Origin of the sequence: Pseudomonas oryzihabitans (assembly GCF_014522265.1) — a bacterium.
In the GTDB taxonomy this organism is placed as follows: domain Bacteria; phylum Pseudomonadota; class Gammaproteobacteria; order Pseudomonadales; family Pseudomonadaceae; genus Chryseomonas; species Chryseomonas aestiva.
In genome coordinates, this window is sequence record NZ_CP017024.1 from 3493320 (window position 1) to 3511775 (window position 18456).

Here is an 18456-nt window from a genome sequence, read left to right on the forward strand (position 1 = left end):
CGACCAGTAGAATTGTCGCTTTCCGACTCAACGCAACACACGGGAGCGAACGGCATGGCGGATGTGAAGAAGGTAGTCCTGGCGTATTCCGGCGGCCTGGACACCTCGGTGATCCTCAAGTGGCTGCAGGATACCTATAACTGCGAAGTGGTGACCTTCACCGCTGACCTCGGCCAGGGCGAGGAAGTCGAACCGGCACGCGCCAAGGCCAAGGCCATGGGCGTCAAGGAAATCTACATCGACGACCTGCGCGAAGAGTTCGTCCGCGATTTCGTCTACCCGATGTTCCGTGCCAACACCGTCTACGAAGGCGAGTACCTGCTGGGTACCTCCATTGCCCGTCCGCTGATCGCCAAGCGCCTGATCGAGATCGCCAACGAGACCGGCGCCGACGCCATCTCCCACGGCGCCACCGGCAAGGGCAACGACCAGGTGCGTTTCGAGCTGGGCGCCTATGCGCTCAAGCCGGGCGTCAAGGTGATCGCACCCTGGCGCGAGTGGGACCTGCTGTCCCGCGAGAAGCTGATGGACTACGCCGAAAAGCACCAGATCCCGATCGAGCGCCACGGCAAGAAGAAGTCGCCGTACTCCATGGACGCCAACCTGCTGCACATCTCCTACGAGGGCGGCGTGCTGGAAGACACCTGGACCGAGCACGAAGAAGACATGTGGCGCTGGACCAAGTCTCCGGAAGCCGCGCCGGACACCCCGACCTACCTCGAGCTGACCTACCGCAATGGTGACATCGTCGCCATCGACGGCCAGGAGCTGAGCCCGGCCACCGTGCTGGCCGAACTGAACCGCATCGGCGGCGAGAACGGCATCGGTCGCCTGGACATCGTCGAGAACCGCTACGTCGGCATGAAGTCCCGTGGCTGCTACGAGACGCCTGGCGGCACCATCATGCTCAAGGCCCACCGCGCCATCGAGTCCATCACCCTCGACCGCGAGGTGGCTCACCTCAAGGACGAGCTGATGCCCAAGTACGCCAGCCTGATCTACACCGGCTACTGGTGGAGCCCCGAGCGGCTGATGCTGCAGAAGATGATCGACGCCTCCCAGGCCAGCGTGAACGGCGTGGTACGCCTGAAGCTGTACAAGGGCAACGTCATCGTTGTCGGCCGCAAGTCCGACGAGTCTCTGTTCGATGCCAACATCGCCACCTTCGAAGAAGACGGCGGCGCCTACAACCAGGCCGACGCGGCGGGCTTCATCAAGCTCAACGCCCTGCGCATGCGCATCGCTGCTGGCAAGGGTCGTACCCTGCTGTAAGGGTCGCCGCGCAACGCAAAACCCCAGCCTCGGCTGGGGTTTTTCATGGGCTACAGATCGAAGTCGTACTCGGAGATCTGCCGCTTCAGGCGACGCTCTTCGAGCATGTCGTCGATCAGACGCCGCTTGGTCAGATTGGTCTTGCTGATGACGATGGGCTCGACGGTTTCAGGCGTCTCGCCATCGGTCTCGAAATCCTCGTCTACATCGATGTCGCTTTTGTCTTCGGCCATGGGTAACTCCGGCAAGGCTGGACAGGGTCACACGCCAGTCATCGACGGGGCTGCGGACCTTTTCGCGCACCTTATAGCGACAAAGCAGGGGCCGGTAAAAAAGATTTTTTCAATCGCCAAAGGGCTTTGGTGCGCCCTTTTTCAATCGTCAGAGGTTTTAGCCTTGTATTCGCAGAGATCCTCGATGCGGCAGCTGCCGCAGCGGGGCTTGCGCGCCTGGCAGACATAGCGGCCATGCAGGATCAGCCAGTGGTGGGCATCCAGCAGGAAATCCTTTGGCACCACCTTGAGCAGCTTGAGCTCGACCTCCACCACGTTCTTGCCTGGCGCCAGGTTGGTTCTGTTGCTGACGCGGAAGATATGGGTGTCCACCGCCATGGCGAGCTGGCGGAAGGCGGTGTTGAGCACCACGTTGGCGGTCTTGCGGCCCACGCCAGGCAGGGCCTCCAGTTCCTCGCGGGTCTCGGGCACCGCACCGCCATGGCGTTCCAGCAGCAGCCGGCAGGTCTCGATGACGTTCTTGGCCTTGCTGTTGTAGAGCCCGATGGTCTTGATGTACTCCGACAATCCCGCCACGCCCAGGTCCAGGATGGCCTGGGGCGTGCTGGCCACCGGATAGAGGCGGGCGGTGGCCTTGTTGACGCTGACGTCGGTGGCCTGGGCCGAGAGGATCACCGCGATCAGCAGCTCGAACGGCGAGGCGTAGGCCAATTCCGTCTTGGGATCGGGGTTGTCCTCGTGCAGCCGGCGAAAGATCTCCAGGCGTTTGGCGGCATTCATCGGTCGGTTCGCTCTTCCAAGGCCGTGAGGTGGTGAGCCGCCTGCTGAGCGGCGCTGCGCAGGGTTTCCAGCTGGGCGCTCTGCGGGGGTGTGGGCTCGCTACCGAAGGCCCGCTCGGCCTTGGTCAGCTGGGCGCGTGCCAGGGTGGCAGCGATCCGCGCCTGCCTGAGCGCAGCGGGGTCGGCGGACGGCTGCGCCAGGGCCGGCGCACTGGCGCTGGCGGGCCCCTGCTGCGCCCTGTCGAGGGCCGTCTGCGCCTGCTGGGCCGCTTCACGCAACTGCTGCACCTGGGTTTCCAACGCGGGCGTACCGTACTGGACCAATTGCCGCTCGGCCTTCTGCAGGGCGACACGCGCCATGGCGGCAGCGATCTTCAGCGGCTTGAGTGAGGATTCCGCCGTGGCGAGGGGCTCTGCAGCCGTGGCGGTCGCAGGTGGCACCTGACGGCGCTGGCGCTCGGCGTCCAGTCGTTCGCGGTCCCGTTGCAGGCGGGACTGGCGGGCATCGAAGCGGCGTCGATAGTACTGCGCACGCTGACGCTCTGCCGTGCGGTCAACCGGTGCCGGGACCGCCACCAGATCGATGCAGTCCACCGGGCAGGGCGCCAGGCACAGCTCGCAACCGCTGCATTCGCTCTCGATCACCGTGTGCATCAGCTTGGCCGCGCCGAGAATGGCGTCGGTGGGGCAGGCCTGGATGCACTTGGTACAGCCGATGCACTCGGCCTCGCGGATCACCGCGCGCTGGTTGGGCGTCACCGGATAGGGCGAATCCAGGGGCAGCGGCGGGCGCTGGAGCAGGGTCGAGAGTTCGAGGATGGTGGCCGCGCCACCAGGCGGGCATTTGTTGTGCGCTTCACCTGCGGCGATGCCCGCCGCATAGGGCTGGCAACCGGGGTGGCCGCACTTGCCGCACTGGGTCTGCGGCAGCAGGGCGTCGATGGCGTTAATGAGGGTGGCGTGAGCGTTCATGATTAGGGTCGGGGCTGGGGGAAGAACGGCGCCCTGAGAGCCTGCTCAAAGTCGGCTGCGCGTCGGCCAAACTGCGTTGAAAATGGCTTCGGAATGCTCATTTACGCTTTGTAAACTCCGCTTCCTCAGCCATGTTCGCCTTGTTTGTCGCTAGCTCGCTCGCCTTTGAGCAGGCTCTCGGCGCCGTTGCTGTCACATCACCCGCTGGCCGGGCTTGGCGCCGCTGTCGGGGCTGAGCAGGTGGATCTCGGTACCGCCGGGGCCGGCGGCCAGCACCATGCCTTCGGAGACGCCGAACTTCATCTTGCGTGGCGCCAGGTTGGCGACGTACAGGGTCAGGCGGCCTTCGAGCTGGCTCGGCTCCGGGTAGGCGCTCTTGATGCCGGAGAAGACGTTGCGCTTGGCATCGCCGATGTCCAGGGTCAGGCGCAGCAACTTGTCGGCGCCTTCGACGAATTCGGCCTTCTCGATCAGGGCGATGCGCAGATCGACCTTGGAGAAGGTATCGAAGTCGATGGTCTCGGCCAGCGGGGCCTTGCTCAGTTCGCCATTGCCGGCGGGCTGGGCTGTGGCCTGGGCGGCCAGGTCTTCCTTGGAGGCGTCGATCATGGTCTGCACCTTGGCGGGTTCGATGCGGGTGAGCAGGGGCTGGAAGGCATTGAGCTGGTGGTTGGCCAGGCGCGTGTCGAGGTCGGCCCAGGTCAGGGGGGCGACGTTGAGGAAGCGCTCGGCGTCGGCGGTTAGGTTGGGCAGTACCGGCTTGAGCAGGATCGCCAGCTGACGGAACAATTCGATGCCCTGGGCGCAGATGGCCTGGACCTCGTCGGCCTTGCCGTCCTGCTTGGCCAGACTCCAGGGCGCCCGGTCGGCGATCCAGGCGTTGGCGCGGTCGGCCAGGGCCATGATCTCGCGCATGGCACGGCCGAAGTCACGGGTCTCGTAGGCCTCGGCGATGCTCGGCGCGGCGGCGCGGAAGGCGGCTTCCAATTCGGGCGCGGCCTGGGCGTCCACCAGCAGACCGGCATTACCCTTGTGGATGAAGCCGGCGCAGCGGCTGGCGATGTTGACCACCTTGCCCACCAGGTCGGAGTTGACCTTCTGCACGAAGTCCTCGAGGTTCAGGTCGATGTCTTCGACATGGCGCGAGAGCTTGGCGGCGAAGTAGTAGCGCAGGTACTCGGGATTCAGGTGATCCAGGTAGGTGCGCGCCTTGATGAAGGTGCCGCGGGACTTGGACATCTTCTGGCCGTCGACGGTGAGGAAGCCGTGGACGCTCAGCGCGGTCGGCTTGCGGTAGCCGGCGCCTTCGAGCATGGCCGGCCAGAACAGCGCATGGAAGTTGACGATGTCCTTGCCGATGAAGTGGTACAGCTCGGCGGTGCTGTCCTTGTTCCAGTAGGCGTCGAAGTCCAGGTCGTCGCGACGATCGCAGAGATTCTTGAAGCTGGCCATGTAGCCGATGGGGGCGTCCAGCCAGACATAGAAATACTTGCCCGGGGCGTCGGGGATCTCGAAGCCGAAGTAGGGCGCATCGCGGGAGATGTCCCATTCCTGCAGCCCGGCGTCCAGCCATTCGGCGATCTTGTTGGCCACCGATTCCTGCAGGGCGCCGCTGCGGGTCCAGCCCTTGAGCATCTCGGCGAAGTCGGGAAGCTTGAAGAAGAAGTGCTCGGATTCGCGCAGCACCGGGGTCGCGCCAGAGATGGCCGACTTGGGATCCTTCAGTTCGGTGGGCGCGTAGGTGGCGCCGCACTTCTCGCAGTTGTCGCCGTACTGGTCGGCGCTGCCGCACTTGGGGCAGGTGCCCTTGATGAAGCGGTCGGCCAGGAACATCTGCTTGTCCGGGTCGAAGTACTGGGTGACCGGCCGGGTGGCGATGTGGCCGTTCTCGCGCAGCTTCAGGTAGATGGCGCGCGACAGCTCGCGATTCTCTTCCGCGTGGGTGGAGTGGAAGTTGTCGAAGGCCACGCCGAAGTCGGCGAAGTCGGCGCTGTGCTCGCGTTTGACGTTGTCGATCAGCTGCTCGGGCGTGATGCCCTCGCGCTCGGCGCGCAGCATGATCGCCGAGCCGTGGGCGTCGTCGGCGCAGACATAGATGCACTGGTTGCCGCGCAGCCGCTGGAAGCGGGCCCAGATGTCGGTCTGGATGTACTCGACCATGTGGCCGAGGTGGATGGAGCCGTTGGCGTAGGGCAGGGCGCTGGTGACGAGAATCTTGCGGGGCTCGGTCATGGTATTGGCTGGATCGCGGCGCTGATAAAGTGACCGACCATCATAGCGAAATGGCCGGTCGGTTTCATCCGTGGGGATGGGCGGGGACTGGAGCTGGCCTAGAGATCGGCCAGTTGCCAGTAAAGAGCGCTGACCATGGCCGCACCCAGGGCGGCGCTGCGGGCACCGTTCCAGCCGACGTCCGGGCGGGGATCGTTGGCGTTGTCCTTGAATGGCAGCTCCAGGGTCAGGGCCAGGCAGCCATGGGTATAGCCGACGTACTTGGTGGCGAGCTTGAGGGTCTCGCTGCCGAAATGACCGCGGGGATAGCCGTACTGGGTCTGGAAATCCGGGCTGGCGCGCTGGAACCGCTGCAGGAAGGCCAGCTGCTCGGCTTCCTCGCGCTCGCCGAAGGTGGGCAGACCGTTGCAGCCGTCGACGAAGACATAGGGCAGGGCCTCGTCGCCGTGGATGTCGAGAAACAGGTCGCAGCCGCTCGCGGCGATGGCACGGCGTACCGCCAGCACCTCGGGACTGCGCCCCTCGTCCGGCTCCAGCCATTCCCGGTTGAGGTTGGCACCGGCCGCGTTGGTTCTCAGGTTGCCCAGGGCCGAGCCGTCGGGATTCATGTTGGGCACCACGTGCAGTACCGCGTGCTCCAGCAGCTTGGCACCGACCGGGTCGCCCTGGTGTTCGCCCAGGCCGAGCAGGCGGCGCAGCAGGCCTTCGACAAACCACTCGGCCATGGGCTCGCCGGGGTGCTGGCGGGCGATGATCCAGATGTTCTTCTTGCCGGCGCCCGGCGTGCCGATGCGCAGCAGGTCCAGCGAACGTCCCAGCAGCGAACGGCCGACGGTTTCCAGACGGACGGCGGGATGGCGTTGCGCCTCGCCCATGAAAGCCAGGTGACGGCTCTCCGGATAGGGTTCGAAATAGGCGAAGAACAGGCTGTCGTGTTCCGGGGTAACGGTCCAGCTCAGGGTCTTGCCGTCGTAGCGGGTGGGAATGCGGAACCACTGCTGGCCGCAATAGCTGGCAACCACGCCATAGTCGCGCCAGCCCTCTGGGTAGGCGCACTCGCCGGCGTTGTCGAAGCTCAGCTGGCAGGGCAGGCCCCCGGCGCCTTCGAGGCGGAAATGGAACCACTGGGTGAAGGGCGAGGCGGTGTCCGGGCGGATGCGCAGGCGGATGTCCGCGTGATCGGCCAGGGACAGCACCTCGACGGCGCCGCTGTCGAAGGTGGAACTGATGTGCAGGGAAGAGGCGTTCACGCAGGGCTCCACGGGCGAGGGGAAAGCCGGGAGTGTAGCGCCGCGTGGATAGGCTTTAGCAAGGACAGTGGGTAGCATAGGCTGCAGCTTCTCTTTCCTATCCGCTGTTTCCGGGAGTCTGCATGACCGCTCCGACTCGCGAGGCCATCGAGGCCGCGCTGCGCCAGTATCACGATCCCTATCTCGAACAGGACCTGCTCAGCGCCGGCGCCCTGCGCGACCTCGCGCTGGACGGTGGCAGGGTGCGCGCCCGCTTCGAGCTGGGCTATGCCGCCGGACTGTTCAAGGGTGGCCTGGCCCAGGTGCTCAAGACCGCGTTGGAGAACGTGCCCGGGGTCGAGACCGCCGAGATCCAGGTCGATTGCATCATCGCGCCTCACGCCGCCCAGCCGCAGCTGGAGGCCATGGGCAACGTCAAGAACATCATTGCCGTGGCCTCGGGCAAGGGCGGGGTGGGCAAGTCCACCACCGCCGCCAACCTGGCCCTGGCGCTGGCCCGCGAAGGGGCCCGGGTCGGCGTGCTGGACGCCGACATCTATGGCCCCAGCCAGGGCATCATGTTCGGTTTCGCCGAGGGCACCCGGCCCGAGGTGCGCGACGAGAAGTGGTTCATCCCGCTGCAGGCCCATGGTGTCGAGGTCATGTCCATGGCCTTCCTGACCAATGACAAGACCCCGGTGGCCTGGCGTGGCCCGATGGTCTCCGGCGCCCTGATCCAACTGATCACCCAGACCGCCTGGAACGACCTTGACTACCTGGTGATTGACATGCCGCCGGGCACCGGCGATATCCAGCTGACCCTGGCGCAGAAGGTGCCAGTGGCCGGCGCGGTGATCGTCACCACGCCCCAGGACCTGGCCCTGCTGGACGCCAGGAAGGGTGTGGAGATGTTCCAGAAGGTCAACATCCCGGTGCTCGGGGTGGTGGAGAACATGGCGGTGCACATCTGCTCCAACTGCGGCCACGCCGAGCACCTGTTCGGCGAAGGCGGCGGTAGCAAGCTGGCCGAGCAGTACGGCGTGGATCTCCTGGCTTCCTTGCCGCTCGCCATGGCCATCCGCGAGCAGGCCGACGCCGGGCGGCCCACCGCCATCGCCGATCCCGACAGCCAGATCGCGCTGATCTACCAGGAACTGGCACGCAAGGTCGGCGCCCGCATCGCCCAGGGCGGCCAGGCTGGCGGCGGCATGCCCACCATCACCGTGAGCGACGACTGATTTCGTCCGTTCGCCTTTGAGACCGCGCGGCTATCCAATACAATGCGCGGTCAATTTTTTCGCCCCGGAGCTAGACCTGCCATGAGCATCAAATCGGACAAGTGGATTCGCCGCATGGCCCAGGAGCACGGCATGATCGAGCCCTTCGTCGAGCGCCAGATGCGTGGTGCGGACGACAGCCGGGTGATCTCCTACGGGGTGTCCAGCTACGGCTACGACGTGCGCTGCGCCAACGAATTCAAGGTGTTCACCAACATCCATTCGGCGGTGGTGGACCCGAAGAACTTCGACGACAAGAGCTTTGTCGACGTGGTCAGCGACGTCTGCATCATTCCGCCGAACTCCTTCGCCCTGGCCCGCACCGTGGAATACTTCCGCATCCCGCGCGACGTCCTGACCATCTGCCTGGGCAAGAGCACCTATGCCCGTTGCGGCATCATCGTCAACGTCACCCCGCTGGAGCCCGAGTGGGAAGGCCACGTGACCCTGGAGTTTTCCAACACCACGACCCTGCCGGCCAAGATCTACGCCAACGAGGGCGTGGCGCAGATGCTGTTCCTGCAGTCCGACGAGGCCTGCGAGGTCTCCTACAGGGATCGCGGTGGCAAGTACCAGGGCCAGCGTGGCGTGACCCTGCCACGCGCCTGATCCGCAGCTGTTCCAGCGAAGCCGCCTGTTGGGCGGCTTCGCTGTTTCCGGGCCTCAAGAATCGACCGCTGCCGCCGATAGCCTGTGACCTGACTTATCTTTGGAGTGGACTTTCCATGGCCGGCATTCTCGACACCGTCGATCAACGCACCCAGCTGGTTGGCGAGAATCGTCTGGAAATTCTCATGTTCCAGCTGTCCAGCCGACAGATGTTCGCCATCAACGTGTTCAAGGTGCAGGAAGTCCTCAAGCTGCCGCGCCTGACCCAGATGCCCAAGCGCCATCCGATGATCTGTGGCGTGGTCCACCTGCGTGGCCAGACCCTGCCGGTGATCGACCTGGCCGCCGCCATCGGCATGCGACCCATTACGCCCAACGAGAACAGCACCATCATCGTCACCGAGTACAACCGCTCGGTGCAGGCCTTCCTGGTTGGCAGCGTCGATCGCATCATCAACCTCAACTGGGACAGCATCCAGGCCCCGCCCGGTGGCGCCGGACGCCAGCACTATCTGACCGCCATCACCCGCATCGAAGACCGCCTGGTGGAGGTGATCGACGTGGAAAAGGTGCTGGCCGAGATCGCCCCCTACAACGTCAAGGTTTCCCAGGAACGCCTGGACGATCCGCTGCTGGCCAAGGCTCGCGGTCGCGAGGTGCTGCTGGTGGACGACTCCAGCACCGCCATCGGCCAGCTGCGCGACACCCTGGTGCAACTGGATCTGAAATTCCACGTCGCCACCGATGGCCTGCAGGCCCTGCGCAAGCTCAAGGCCTGGGCCGATGATGGCGTGGTGCTGACCGAAAAGCTGCTGATGGTGCTGACCGATGCCGAGATGCCGGAAATGGACGGCTATCGCCTGACCACCGAGATCCGCCAGGATCCGCGGCTCGCCGACCTCTATGTGGTGCTGCACACCTCGCTGTCGGGCAGCTTCAACGAAGCCATGGTGAAGAAGGTCGGCTGCAACGCCTTCCTCTCCAAGTTCCAGCCCGATCAGCTGGTCGAGGAAGTCCGTCGCCGCCTGGTGCTGGCCGAGGGCTGACCTCGCGGTTTCGCCGCTCCGGCGCCTCCCTTACACTGGCGGCCTTTGTCCGCCGCCAGGAAGCCGCGCTCATGTCGCACCTCAGTGCCCTCTATCGTTATCCCGTCAAGTCGACGGCCGTGGAATCCCTCGTCCAGGCCGAGATCGATGCCCTGGGCCTGGTGGGTGACCGCCGCTGGATGGTGGTGGATGCCGACACCGGTCGCTTCCTGACGCTGCGCCAGCTGGCGCAGATGAATCAGATCGAGGCGCGCTGGCTGGCCGCCGATCGGTTGCGCCTGAGCGCGCCGGGCCGGACGCCGCTCGACGTGGCGGTGCCGGATACCACCGCCGAACACCTCGGCGTGACCATCTGGCGCGACACCCTGCAGGCGCCGGTCGCCGCTGCGGCGGATGCCTGGCTGAGCGACTTCCTCGGTCGCCGCTGCCGCCTGGTGCACATCGCCGAGAGCCATGCCCGCCAGATCAATACCGATTTCGCCGAGCCGGGGCAGAAGGTGCATTTCGCCGACGGCTTCCCCTTGCTGCTGACCAGCGAGGCCTCCCTGGCCAATCTGGTGGCGCGGGTAGGCAAGCCACTGGACATGCTGCGCTTCCGGCCGAATCTGGTGGTGGAGGGTACGCCCGCATACGCCGAAGACGGCTGGAAGCGCCTGCGCATCGGCGCGGTGGACTTCGCCGTCGCCTGTCCCTGCTCGCGCTGCATCGTCATCACCCAGGATCCGGTGACCGGCGAAAAGGACCCGGATCGACAGCCGCTCACGGCCTTGCGCGAATATCGCTTCCAGGACAATCGCATGCTGTTCGGCATGAACGTCATCCCCCTGGGGCGCGGCACCCTCGAAGCCGGCATGCCGGTGGAGGTGCTGGAATGAATCCCGTGCGGCGTGTGGCGCTGGTCAGTCCGGCGGGTGCGGTCAAGGAAGCGCTGGTTACGGCGGCGATCAAGCAACTGCAGGCCGCCGGCATCGAAGCGGTCCTGGGCGAGCAGGCGCTCAGGCGCCATCGTTATCTCGCCGGTACCGCCGAGGAGCGCGCCGCGGATCTGCACTGGGCCTTCAGCCAGGCGGACGTGGATGCGGTCTGGTGCCTGCGCGGCGGTTACGGGTCCGCGCAGTTGCTGCCCTGGCTGGACTGGTCGCGGCTGTCCAGCAGCAAGGGCCGGCCGCTGATCGGCTATTCCGACCTGACGGTGCTGCTGGAGGCCTTTCACCGCCGCGGTCTCACCGCCATTCACGGCCCGGGCGCCCTGGATTGGGGGCGTCGTGACGAGGACCCGGCTACCCAGGCGGCCCGTACCCGCTCGCTGGACTCGGTCCTGGAGCTGTGCGCCGGCAGCCGTCCGGCCTGGCAGCTGGAGCGCCTGGCCGGTCCGGCCCAGGTGCCCGCCGGTGAACTGATTGGCGGCAACCTGACCACCCTGGCCAGCGTGGTCGGGACCGCGGCGGCGCTGCGTCCCCACGACGGCGCCATCCTCATGCTGGAAGACGTCGGCGAGCCCTACTATCGACTGGAGCGCAGCCTCTGCCAGTTGCTCGGCAACCTCACCGAGCACCGCATTGGCGCGGTCTGCCTGGGTACCTTCACCGACTGCCCGCCGCGTAACGTCGAGCAGTCGCTGGAAGAAATCTTCGCCGAATGGCTGGCGCCGCGTGGCATCGCCCTCTATCGCGGCCTGCCCAGCGGCCATGGCCCGGAAAACCAGGCCTGGCCCTATGGCGCTCGCGTGCGTCTGGAGGCGGGTCGCCTGCAGGTGCTCCAGGCCTGACCAGCCCCGGGCGGATCAGTCCGCCCAGGGCGAAGCCAGTTCCAGCTTGCGCAGCAGCTGGCGCTTCTTGTTGTTGTAGCCCTGCATCCGCACCAGCAGTTCATCCAGGGTGGCGACCGCCTTGAGGATGTGCGGGCCCTTGTTGAGCATCACGCATTCGGCGCGGACTCCGGTGGCGGCATCAGTGATCTCGGCGCGCGAAGGCGAACCCTTCTTGGCCAGGTTTTCAAGCACCTGGGTCGCCCAGATCACCGGCACGTGGGCCGCTTCGCACAGGCAGAGAATGTCTTCCTGCAGCGCCGCCAGGCGCTCGAAGCCGCCTTCCACCGCCAGATCGCCGCGGGCGATCATCACGCCGAAGCCGCCGCGCTGCATGCCCGCCAGCAACAGGGCGGGAAGGTTGTCGAAGCCCCGGCGCGTTTCTATCTTCAGCACCACACCCAGGTGCTCGGCCTGCAGGCGCGCCAGTTCCGCGAGCAGCGCGCGGACGTCGTCCGCGCTGTTGACGAAGGACATCTCGATGCCGTCCGCATGCTCGGCGGCAAAGGCCAGGGCCGCGAGGTCCTGTTCGCCCAGCGCTGCCAGCCGCAGGGTACTCTGGGGAAAGTTGATGCCCTTGTCGCCCTTGAGCTTGGCGCCGCCCGGTGCCTGGGTGATACGGATCTGCAGCGCGTCCTGATCGGCGCATTCGATCAGCCCGCCGATCTTGCCATCGTCGAACCAGACCGGCTCGCTGCTACGGACGTCGGCGAATACCTGGGGCAGGGTGCAGCCCAGGGTGGCGGGTGTCAGCAGGCGCCCGCCGCTGTCCTGGCTGGCGGGCCGACCGGGCGTCTGGTCGGCGGTCAGGATCAGCAGATCGTTCTCGGCCAGCCGCAGGGCGCCCGGCTGCGGGGCGAAGTCGCCGATGCGACTGTGCCGCCTGCGTCCATCGCGCGCGACGCTCAGGCGCAGTCCGGGCGTGAGGTAGCTGGTCCTGGTCGCCTCCGCCCAGCAGCCGCGGTCTCCGACCTCGACGACCGTCCAGCGCCGCCGCGCCTGGCGCGTGTCCCTTAGCTGGATCCGCTCGCCCGCCCGCAGGCCAGCTAGCCAGCGTTCGCCCACCTGGATGCTGGCAGCCGCCGGGGAGGGCGCCGGTCGCGGCCGGCGGCGGCCGGTCAGCCAGATCCGCGCCGGCTGGCGGACGCGGCCCTGGGCGTCGCGCTCGGGCTTGACCTTCTTTACCGCCACGCCCGTGGCGATGGGCCCGGTGCGCAGCTTGGGGCCCGGCAGGTCCATGAATACCTTGCAGGGCTGGTCCAGCTCCGCGCTGGCCCGCCGCACGTGTTCGATCATGCGCATCCAGCTGGCCGGTTCGTCGTGGGCGCAGTTGATGCGCGCGCAATCCATATGGCCCGCCAGCAGGTCGCGTGCCAGCGCATAATCGTCCGCGGCCTCGCTGGGCAAGGTGACCATGATGCGGACCTCCCGCGCGGCGGCGGGCGTGCCGAACAATGCCCGCGCATGGTCTGCCAGGGGGTTGGCGGCCCTGGTCGTCGGCCGCGTCGCCGGGCTGCCACCGAGCAGGCGCTCCAGGGTGTTGATGAGGGTCGCCACGGTCGGCAGCACGGCGGCTTCGGAGCGCCCCAGGGACGACAGCCCCAGGGCGGAGAGTTGCAGCTGCAGGCCATGCAGATCGTTGTCGCGCAGCGCCAGATAGGCGAGCAGATTCTGGGCACTGGCGCGGTAGGCGGGATTGAGCGCCTGCCGATCCAGCCGCGGCTCGGCGGCGGCCTGCTCCAGGGCACCCTGCAGGGCGCGCAGCTTATCCAGCAGGGTGGCGAGAGCCTGCTCGGGGGTTCGGGAACGCGAGGTCGAACGGGACGACACGCTAGATCTCCAGCAGAGGGCCCAGGCGAGACGCTCACCGGGCGTTCCTGTCTCGGACCCATGGCCGCCGCAGAAGTGAAAAGCCAAGTGTTGCCAGACATTAGCGGCAGATGGCCACTGTTGGCGACGGCCGCCGCTGCCGCCCATAGGGAGTCGGCGAGGATGCTGCTATGATGCGCGGCCTTGACGACCCCCGTTTTCAGGTACCCGCCATGGTGCAGATTTCCGAACGTCTCCTGGTCCAGGCCCATCTGGCCGCCAAGCAGCCCAAGGCGCTCGGGCCGGACGAGATCGCGGCCTACAGGACCGCCATCGCCCGCGAGCTCAAGGCGCAGAACGCGGTGCTGCTCGCCCACTACTACACCGATCCGCTGATCCAGGCGCTGGCCGAGGAGACCGGCGGTTGCGTCGCCGACTCCCTGGAGATGGCCCGCTTCGGCAATCGCCACCCGGCGTCCACCGTGGTGGTGGCCGGGGTCAAGTTCATGGGCGAGACGGCCAAGATCCTCAACCCGGAAAAGCGCGTGCTGATGCCGACCCTGGAGGCCACCTGCTCCCTGGACCTGGGCTGCCCGGTGGAGGAATTCTCCGCCTTCTGCGACCAGCATCCCGAGCGCACCGTGGTGGTCTACGCCAACACCTCGGCCGCGGTGAAGGCCCGCGCGGACTGGGTGGTGACGTCCGGCTGCGCGCTGGACATCGTCGAGCACCTGATGGACAACGACGAGACCATCCTCTGGGCCCCCGATCGCCACCTGGGTCGCTATATCCAGCGCGAGACCGGCGCCGACATGCTGCTGTGGGAAGGCTCCTGCATCGTCCACGAGGAGTTCAAGGCCAGCCAGCTGGAAGACCTCAAGCGGCTCTATCCGGAGGCGGCCATCCTGGTGCATCCGGAGTCGCCCGAGGCGGTGATCGAACTGGCCGACCATGTCGGTTCCACCAGTCAGATGATCAAGGCGGCCCAGACGCTGCCCAATCGCCAGTTCATCGTCGCCACCGATCGCGGCATCTTCTACAAGATGCAGCAGGCCTGCCCCGACAAGGTCTTCATCGAGGCACCCACCGCCGGCAACGGCGCCGCCTGTCGCAGCTGCGCCCACTGTCCCTGGATGGCGATGAACACCCTGGAGCGCACCCTCAACTGCCTGCTCGACGGCTCCGGCGAGGTGCTGGTCGATCCGGCGCTCATCCCCCGGGCGGTCAAGCCGCTCAAGCGCATGCTCGACTTCACCCAGGCGCTGCAGCTGAAGGTCAAGGGCAACGCCTGAGGGCGCTGCCCGGGCTCTATCGCAGGATCTCTTCGCTCAGCTTGCGCTGGGCGATCATCTCCTGCTGGCGGGCGTCGATCCGCGCGGCCAGCTGATAGTTGCTGGCGGCGCGCTGCTTGGCGAAGCCCAGTTGCTGGATCGCCTGGTTGTAGTCACCGGTCAGGGCGAAGTACTCGGCTCGTGCCTGGTGCACCCCGACTAGATCACCGGCCTGGCCGCGAACGTCCGCCGCCTGATTCCACAGGTCCGGATCGATCGGCCGCTGCTTGATCAGTTTGTCGAGCAACTGGCTGGCGGCCTTGGCCTGCTTAGTGCGGCCGAGCATGTCCACCTGGGCCAGACTCACGGCCAGATCGTCCGGATAGAGGTCCATCAGCCGCTGCACGCGTTTCTGGGCGTCAGGCAGGCGATTGGCGGTGATGTCCAGATCGACCTGGGCGAGGTTGTAGCTGATGTCGTCCGGGGCCTTGCGCAGCAGCGGCGCGAGGGTGTCGCGCGCCTCGTTGAGCTGGCCCTGCTTGGTCAGTCCCATGGCCAGACCATAGCGCACCGGATCGTTGTCCGGCGCCTCCTGCAGCTGGGCGCGATAGCGCTTCACCAGCAGGCCGGCGGTCTCCTCGAAGTACATCTGGGTGCGCACCTTCATCAGCTGGAAGCGCTTGCTGTCCTCGACGCCGCCCTTGGGAAAACGCTCGGCGCGCGCCTGGGTATCGGCGATCCGGCTGTCGGTGACCGGGTGGGTCAGCAGAAACTCCGGTGGGGTACGGTCATAGCGATACTGGCGGGCGAGCCGACCGAACATCTCCGGCATGGCGCGCGGATCGTAGCCGGCGCGCTCAAGATTGACGATGCCGACGCGGTCAGCCTCCTGCTCGTTGAGGCGGGAAAAGCGCAACTGGCTCTGGATTGCCGCCGCCTGGGTCGAGGCGATGGCGGCGATCCCCACGTCGCCACCGCCGGCCGCGGCCGCAACGATCCCGGCGAGCAGGGCCGCCATCAGCGGCAGCTGCATGCGTTGCTGGTTTTCCACCCCGCGGGCGAAGTGGCGCTGGATAAGGTGACCCAGTTCGTGGGCCATGACCGCCGCGTACTCGGCTTCGGTTTCCGATTTGAGGAACAGCCCGCCATTCACCCCGATCACCCCACCGGGAGCGGCGAAGGCGTTGATCTCGGGATCCTTGATCAGGATGAAGACCAGGCGGTGGTCCTGCAGATCGCTGGTCTCGGCCAGCTTGTAGACGGTCTGTTCGACGAATTGCTTGAGCTGCGGATCGTTGATGGTCGGGACCTGGCCGCGGAGCATGCTCAGCCAGGCGCGGCCCATCTGAAACTCCTGCTCGGGCGAGACGATCGAAGAGCTGGCATCGCCCAGCGACGGCAGATCGTTCGCCCCCTGCGCCAGAAAGGGCGCGGCGAGCAGCGCCAGGGACAGCAGGGCGGGGCGCAGGACGTTCATGGCAAGACTCGTGGCCGCAAAAGCGCTACTTTAGCGGCCCGTCGTCTGGGTGCCTAGCAACCCCGGGCACTGACGCAGCCCTCAATGGAGAATCCCATGGCCGATCTGAGCCAACCCTACACCGGCGCCGTGACCGCCCAGCTGGACGCCAGCGGCCTGAGTTGCCCCATGCCGCTGCTCAAGGCCAAGCTGGAACTCAATCGGCTGTCTTCCGGCGAGGTACTGGCCGTGGTGGCGACCGATGCCGGTTCGCAACGCGACTTCCGCACCTTCGCCAAACTGTCGGGCCATGCTCTGGTGGGCGAAGAGGTGGCGGGGGAGACCTTTCGCTACTGGCTGCGCAAGGCCTGATCAGACCTGGTTGAGTGCCTGGGCGGCGGCCAGCACCTCGGCGACATGCCCGGGGACCTTCACGCCGCGCCAGATCTGGCGTACCACGCCTTCCCGGTCGATGAGGAAGGTACTGCGATCCACGCCGATGTAGTCCTTGCCATAGAGCTTCTTCTGCCGCATCACGTCGAACAGCTGGCAGAGGGTCTCGTCCTTGTCGCTGATCAGCTCGAAGGGAAAGCCCTGCTTGGTGCGGAAATTCTCGTGGGTGCGCAGGCTGTCACGGCTGACGCCCAGGATCAGGGTATCGGCCGCCTGGAACTGCTCGTGCAGATCGCGAAAGCCCTGGCCCTGGGTGGTGCAGCCGGGGGTGTTGTCCTTGGGATAGAAGTACAGCACCGCCTGGCGACCGCGCAGGCTGGCGGGCGAGACCTCGAGGCCGCTGGTGGCCTGGGCCTGGAAATCCGGAAGCGGTTGGTCGAGGGTCACGCTCATGGGCAGCTCCTTGCGGGTTCGGTCAGTTGCTCTGCGGCCGCCAGGGCTCGATCAGGGCATCCAGATTGAGGGCGTCGGCGAAATCCAGGAACTGATCGCGCAGCCAGCTGATCTGGGTGCCGGCGGGCAGGGTCACGGTGATGGTGGCGTTGAGCATGGTGCCGCCGGTCTGGGGCGCCTGGTAGGAATCGCAGACCAGATTCTCCACTTCGATCTTGTGGTCGGCGAAGAACTGGCAGAGTTCGTTGAGGATGTCCGGGCGATAGGCGGCGCTGACATAGACGACGTACGGCAGGGCCTGGGGACGATTCTCCAGGGCGGCGCTGCGGGTGACGCCGACGGTGAAGCCGTGGCGCTTGCCGAGGCCGGCGAGGCCGCCTTCGAGGCGCGCCAGGCCGTCCCAGTTGCCGGAGACCTGCAGGATCAGCGCGCTGTATTCCCCGTGCCGGCTCAGCCGGCTGCTGACCACCGCGCAGCGGTTGTCCATGCAGCTGCGGTAGAGCACGTTGGTCAGCTCCATGGGATTGGCGCCCAGCGCACTGATGACGAGAAATTGTTCGCGAATCGGGGGGGTAGCGGACATTAGGGTTCCTGGCAGGGGGAGATACAGACTGGCAAAGGCGGAAGGGTAGCGAAAAGCGCTCGCGGGGGGAATGCCCGTTGGGGGCACGTTGCTTGTGCTGGCGCAGAGGCGTCAGTACCATTACCGCTCTCTTTTTCCGGCAGGAGCGGTTGCATGATTGCGGGGAGCATGGTGGCGCTGGTCACCCCTATGGACGCCCAGGGGCGTATCGACTGGGACAACCTGACCAAGCTGGTGGACTTCCATCTCGCCGAAGGCACCGACGCCATCGTCGCGGTGGGCACCTCGGGCGAATCCGCCACGGTCGACGTCGACGAGCACGTGGCCGTGATCCGTCATGTGGTCGAGCAGATCAAGGGCCGCATCCCGGTGATCGCCGGCACCGGCGGCAATTCCACCCGTGAGGCCATCGACCTGACCCGCGCCGCCAAGGACGCGGGCGCCGACGCCTGTCTGCTGGTCGTGCCCTATTACAACAAGCCGACCCAGGAAGGGCTGTATCAGCACTTCCGCATGATCGCCGAAACCGTCGCCATTCCGCAGATCCTCTACAACGTGCCCGGCCGCACCGCCTGCGACATGCTGGCCGAGACCGTCGAGCGGCTGGCCAAGGTGCCGAACATCATCGGCATCAAGGAAGCCACCGGCGACCTGGCGCGCGCACGCGACATTCTCTCCCGGGTCAGCAAGGACTTCCTGGTCTACTCGGGCGATGACGCCACCGCCGCCGAACTCATGCTGCTGGGCGGCAAGGGCAACATCTCGGTGACCGCCAATGTCGCGCCGCGCGCCATGAGCGAACTCTGCGCCGCCGCCATGCGTGGCGATGCCGACACCGCACGCGCGCTCAACGAAAAGCTGATGCCGCTGCACAAGAATCTGTTCATCGAATCGAATCCGATCCCGGTGAAGTGGGCCCTGCATGAAATGGGCATGATCGACGCCGGTATCCGTCTGCCGCTGACCTGGCTCAGCTCGCGCTGCCACGAAGTGGTACGTCAGGCCCTGCGTCAGGCGGGAGTGCTGGCGTGATTA

Annotated in this window: 17 protein-coding genes and 1 pseudogene; 9 read left to right on the plus strand and 9 right to left on the minus strand. The window is 66.4% G+C overall.

Features of this window, described 5'->3' with window-relative positions; translation table 11 throughout:
- The first annotated feature begins 54 nt into the window (after positions 1 to 54).
- Complete coding sequence (locus BGI51_RS16175; protein ID WP_133859418.1) at positions 55 to 1272, plus strand: argininosuccinate synthase; 1218 nt, start codon at positions 55 to 57, stop codon at positions 1270 to 1272.
- A gap of 50 nt (positions 1273 to 1322) precedes the next feature.
- On the opposite strand, the gene BGI51_RS16180 is transcribed toward BGI51_RS16175, so the two are convergent.
- The 5 genes and pseudogenes from BGI51_RS16180 to BGI51_RS16200 all read right to left on the minus strand — a co-directional run bounded on the left by BGI51_RS16180 (position 1323) and on the right by BGI51_RS16200 (position 6738).
- A complete protein-coding gene (locus tag BGI51_RS16180) occupies positions 1323 to 1505 on the minus strand; it encodes a PA3496 family putative envelope integrity protein (protein ID WP_064307213.1) in 183 nt (60 codons plus the stop codon).
- Between the two features lie 141 nt (positions 1506 to 1646).
- A complete protein-coding gene (gene nth / locus BGI51_RS16185; protein WP_187978977.1) occupies positions 1647 to 2285 on the minus strand; it encodes an endonuclease III in 639 nt (212 codons plus the stop codon).
- Positions 2282 to 3277: pseudogene (locus BGI51_RS16190) on the minus strand (RnfABCDGE type electron transport complex subunit B); the annotation flags it as partial. The pseudogene BGI51_RS16190 and the gene nth, both read right to left, overlap by 4 nt.
- 171 nt (positions 3278 to 3448) lie before the next feature.
- Entirely contained in the window at positions 3449 to 5488 is a 2040-nt protein-coding gene (gene metG, locus BGI51_RS16195) for a methionine--tRNA ligase (RefSeq protein ID WP_187978979.1), read from the minus strand.
- Between the two features lie 98 nt (positions 5489 to 5586).
- The gene (locus BGI51_RS16200; protein ID WP_187978980.1) at positions 5587 to 6738 is read right to left on the minus strand and encodes a M14 family metallopeptidase; all 1152 of its coding nucleotides are present in this window, start codon (positions 6736 to 6738) and stop codon (positions 5587 to 5589) included.
- A gap of 122 nt (positions 6739 to 6860) precedes the next feature.
- Here BGI51_RS16200 and apbC point away from each other — a divergent pair, with 122 nt between their 5' ends.
- The 5 genes from apbC to BGI51_RS16225 all read left to right on the plus strand — a co-directional run bounded on the left by apbC (position 6861) and on the right by BGI51_RS16225 (position 11417).
- On the plus strand, positions 6861 to 7955 hold the full coding sequence (gene apbC / locus BGI51_RS16205) for an iron-sulfur cluster carrier protein ApbC (protein WP_158896505.1): 1095 nt from the start codon (positions 6861 to 6863) through the stop codon (positions 7953 to 7955).
- Between the two features lie 81 nt (positions 7956 to 8036).
- A complete protein-coding gene (gene dcd, locus BGI51_RS16210; RefSeq protein WP_187978981.1) occupies positions 8037 to 8603 on the plus strand; it encodes a dCTP deaminase in 567 nt (188 codons plus the stop codon).
- A 116-nt stretch (positions 8604 to 8719) separates the two neighbouring features.
- Positions 8720 to 9649, plus strand: coding sequence for a chemotaxis protein CheV (locus BGI51_RS16215; protein WP_187978982.1), 930 nt, complete (start codon positions 8720 to 8722; stop codon positions 9647 to 9649).
- A gap of 71 nt (positions 9650 to 9720) precedes the next feature.
- Entirely contained in the window at positions 9721 to 10524 is an 804-nt protein-coding gene (locus BGI51_RS16220) for an MOSC domain-containing protein (RefSeq protein WP_187978983.1), read from the plus strand.
- On the plus strand, positions 10521 to 11417 hold the full coding sequence (locus BGI51_RS16225) for a S66 peptidase family protein (RefSeq protein WP_187978984.1): 897 nt from the start codon (positions 10521 to 10523) through the stop codon (positions 11415 to 11417). The genes BGI51_RS16220 and BGI51_RS16225 overlap by 4 nt, the downstream gene beginning before the upstream one ends.
- Positions 11418 to 11432: 15 nt before the next feature.
- Here the strand turns inward: BGI51_RS16225 and BGI51_RS16230 are convergent, their stop codons facing one another.
- Positions 11433 to 13286 carry a pyruvate kinase gene (locus tag BGI51_RS16230; protein ID WP_187978985.1) on the minus strand — a complete coding sequence of 618 codons (1854 nt, stop codon included), beginning with the start codon at positions 13284 to 13286 and terminating at the stop codon, positions 11433 to 11435.
- Between the two features lie 212 nt (positions 13287 to 13498).
- Here BGI51_RS16230 and nadA point away from each other — a divergent pair, with 212 nt between their 5' ends.
- Positions 13499 to 14557: a quinolinate synthase NadA gene (gene nadA, locus BGI51_RS16235; RefSeq protein ID WP_187981338.1), complete on the plus strand. Its 1059-nt coding sequence runs from the start codon at positions 13499 to 13501 to the stop codon at positions 14555 to 14557.
- A gap of 16 nt (positions 14558 to 14573) precedes the next feature.
- Here nadA and BGI51_RS16240 read toward each other — a convergent pair whose 3' ends face one another.
- Complete coding sequence (locus BGI51_RS16240; RefSeq protein ID WP_187978986.1) at positions 14574 to 16013, minus strand: M48 family metalloprotease; 1440 nt, start codon at positions 16011 to 16013, stop codon at positions 14574 to 14576.
- A 96-nt stretch (positions 16014 to 16109) separates the two neighbouring features.
- On the opposite strand from BGI51_RS16240, the gene BGI51_RS16245 reads away from it, so the two are divergent.
- Positions 16110 to 16364, plus strand: a complete 255-nt coding sequence (locus BGI51_RS16245; RefSeq protein ID WP_007162768.1) for a sulfurtransferase TusA family protein — start codon at positions 16110 to 16112, stop codon at positions 16362 to 16364.
- On the opposite strand, the gene BGI51_RS16250 is transcribed toward BGI51_RS16245, so the two are convergent.
- Complete coding sequence (locus tag BGI51_RS16250) at positions 16365 to 16838, minus strand: peroxiredoxin (RefSeq protein ID WP_187978987.1); 474 nt, start codon at positions 16836 to 16838, stop codon at positions 16365 to 16367.
- A gap of 22 nt (positions 16839 to 16860) precedes the next feature.
- Positions 16861 to 17421: a glycine cleavage system protein R gene (locus tag BGI51_RS16255; RefSeq protein ID WP_007162770.1), complete on the minus strand. Its 561-nt coding sequence runs from the start codon at positions 17419 to 17421 to the stop codon at positions 16861 to 16863.
- 153 nt (positions 17422 to 17574) lie between these two features.
- On the opposite strand from BGI51_RS16255, the gene dapA reads away from it, so the two are divergent.
- On the plus strand, positions 17575 to 18453 hold the full coding sequence (gene dapA / locus BGI51_RS16260) for a 4-hydroxy-tetrahydrodipicolinate synthase (protein ID WP_187978988.1): 879 nt from the start codon (positions 17575 to 17577) through the stop codon (positions 18451 to 18453).
- Positions 18454 to 18456 lie beyond the last annotated feature (3 nt).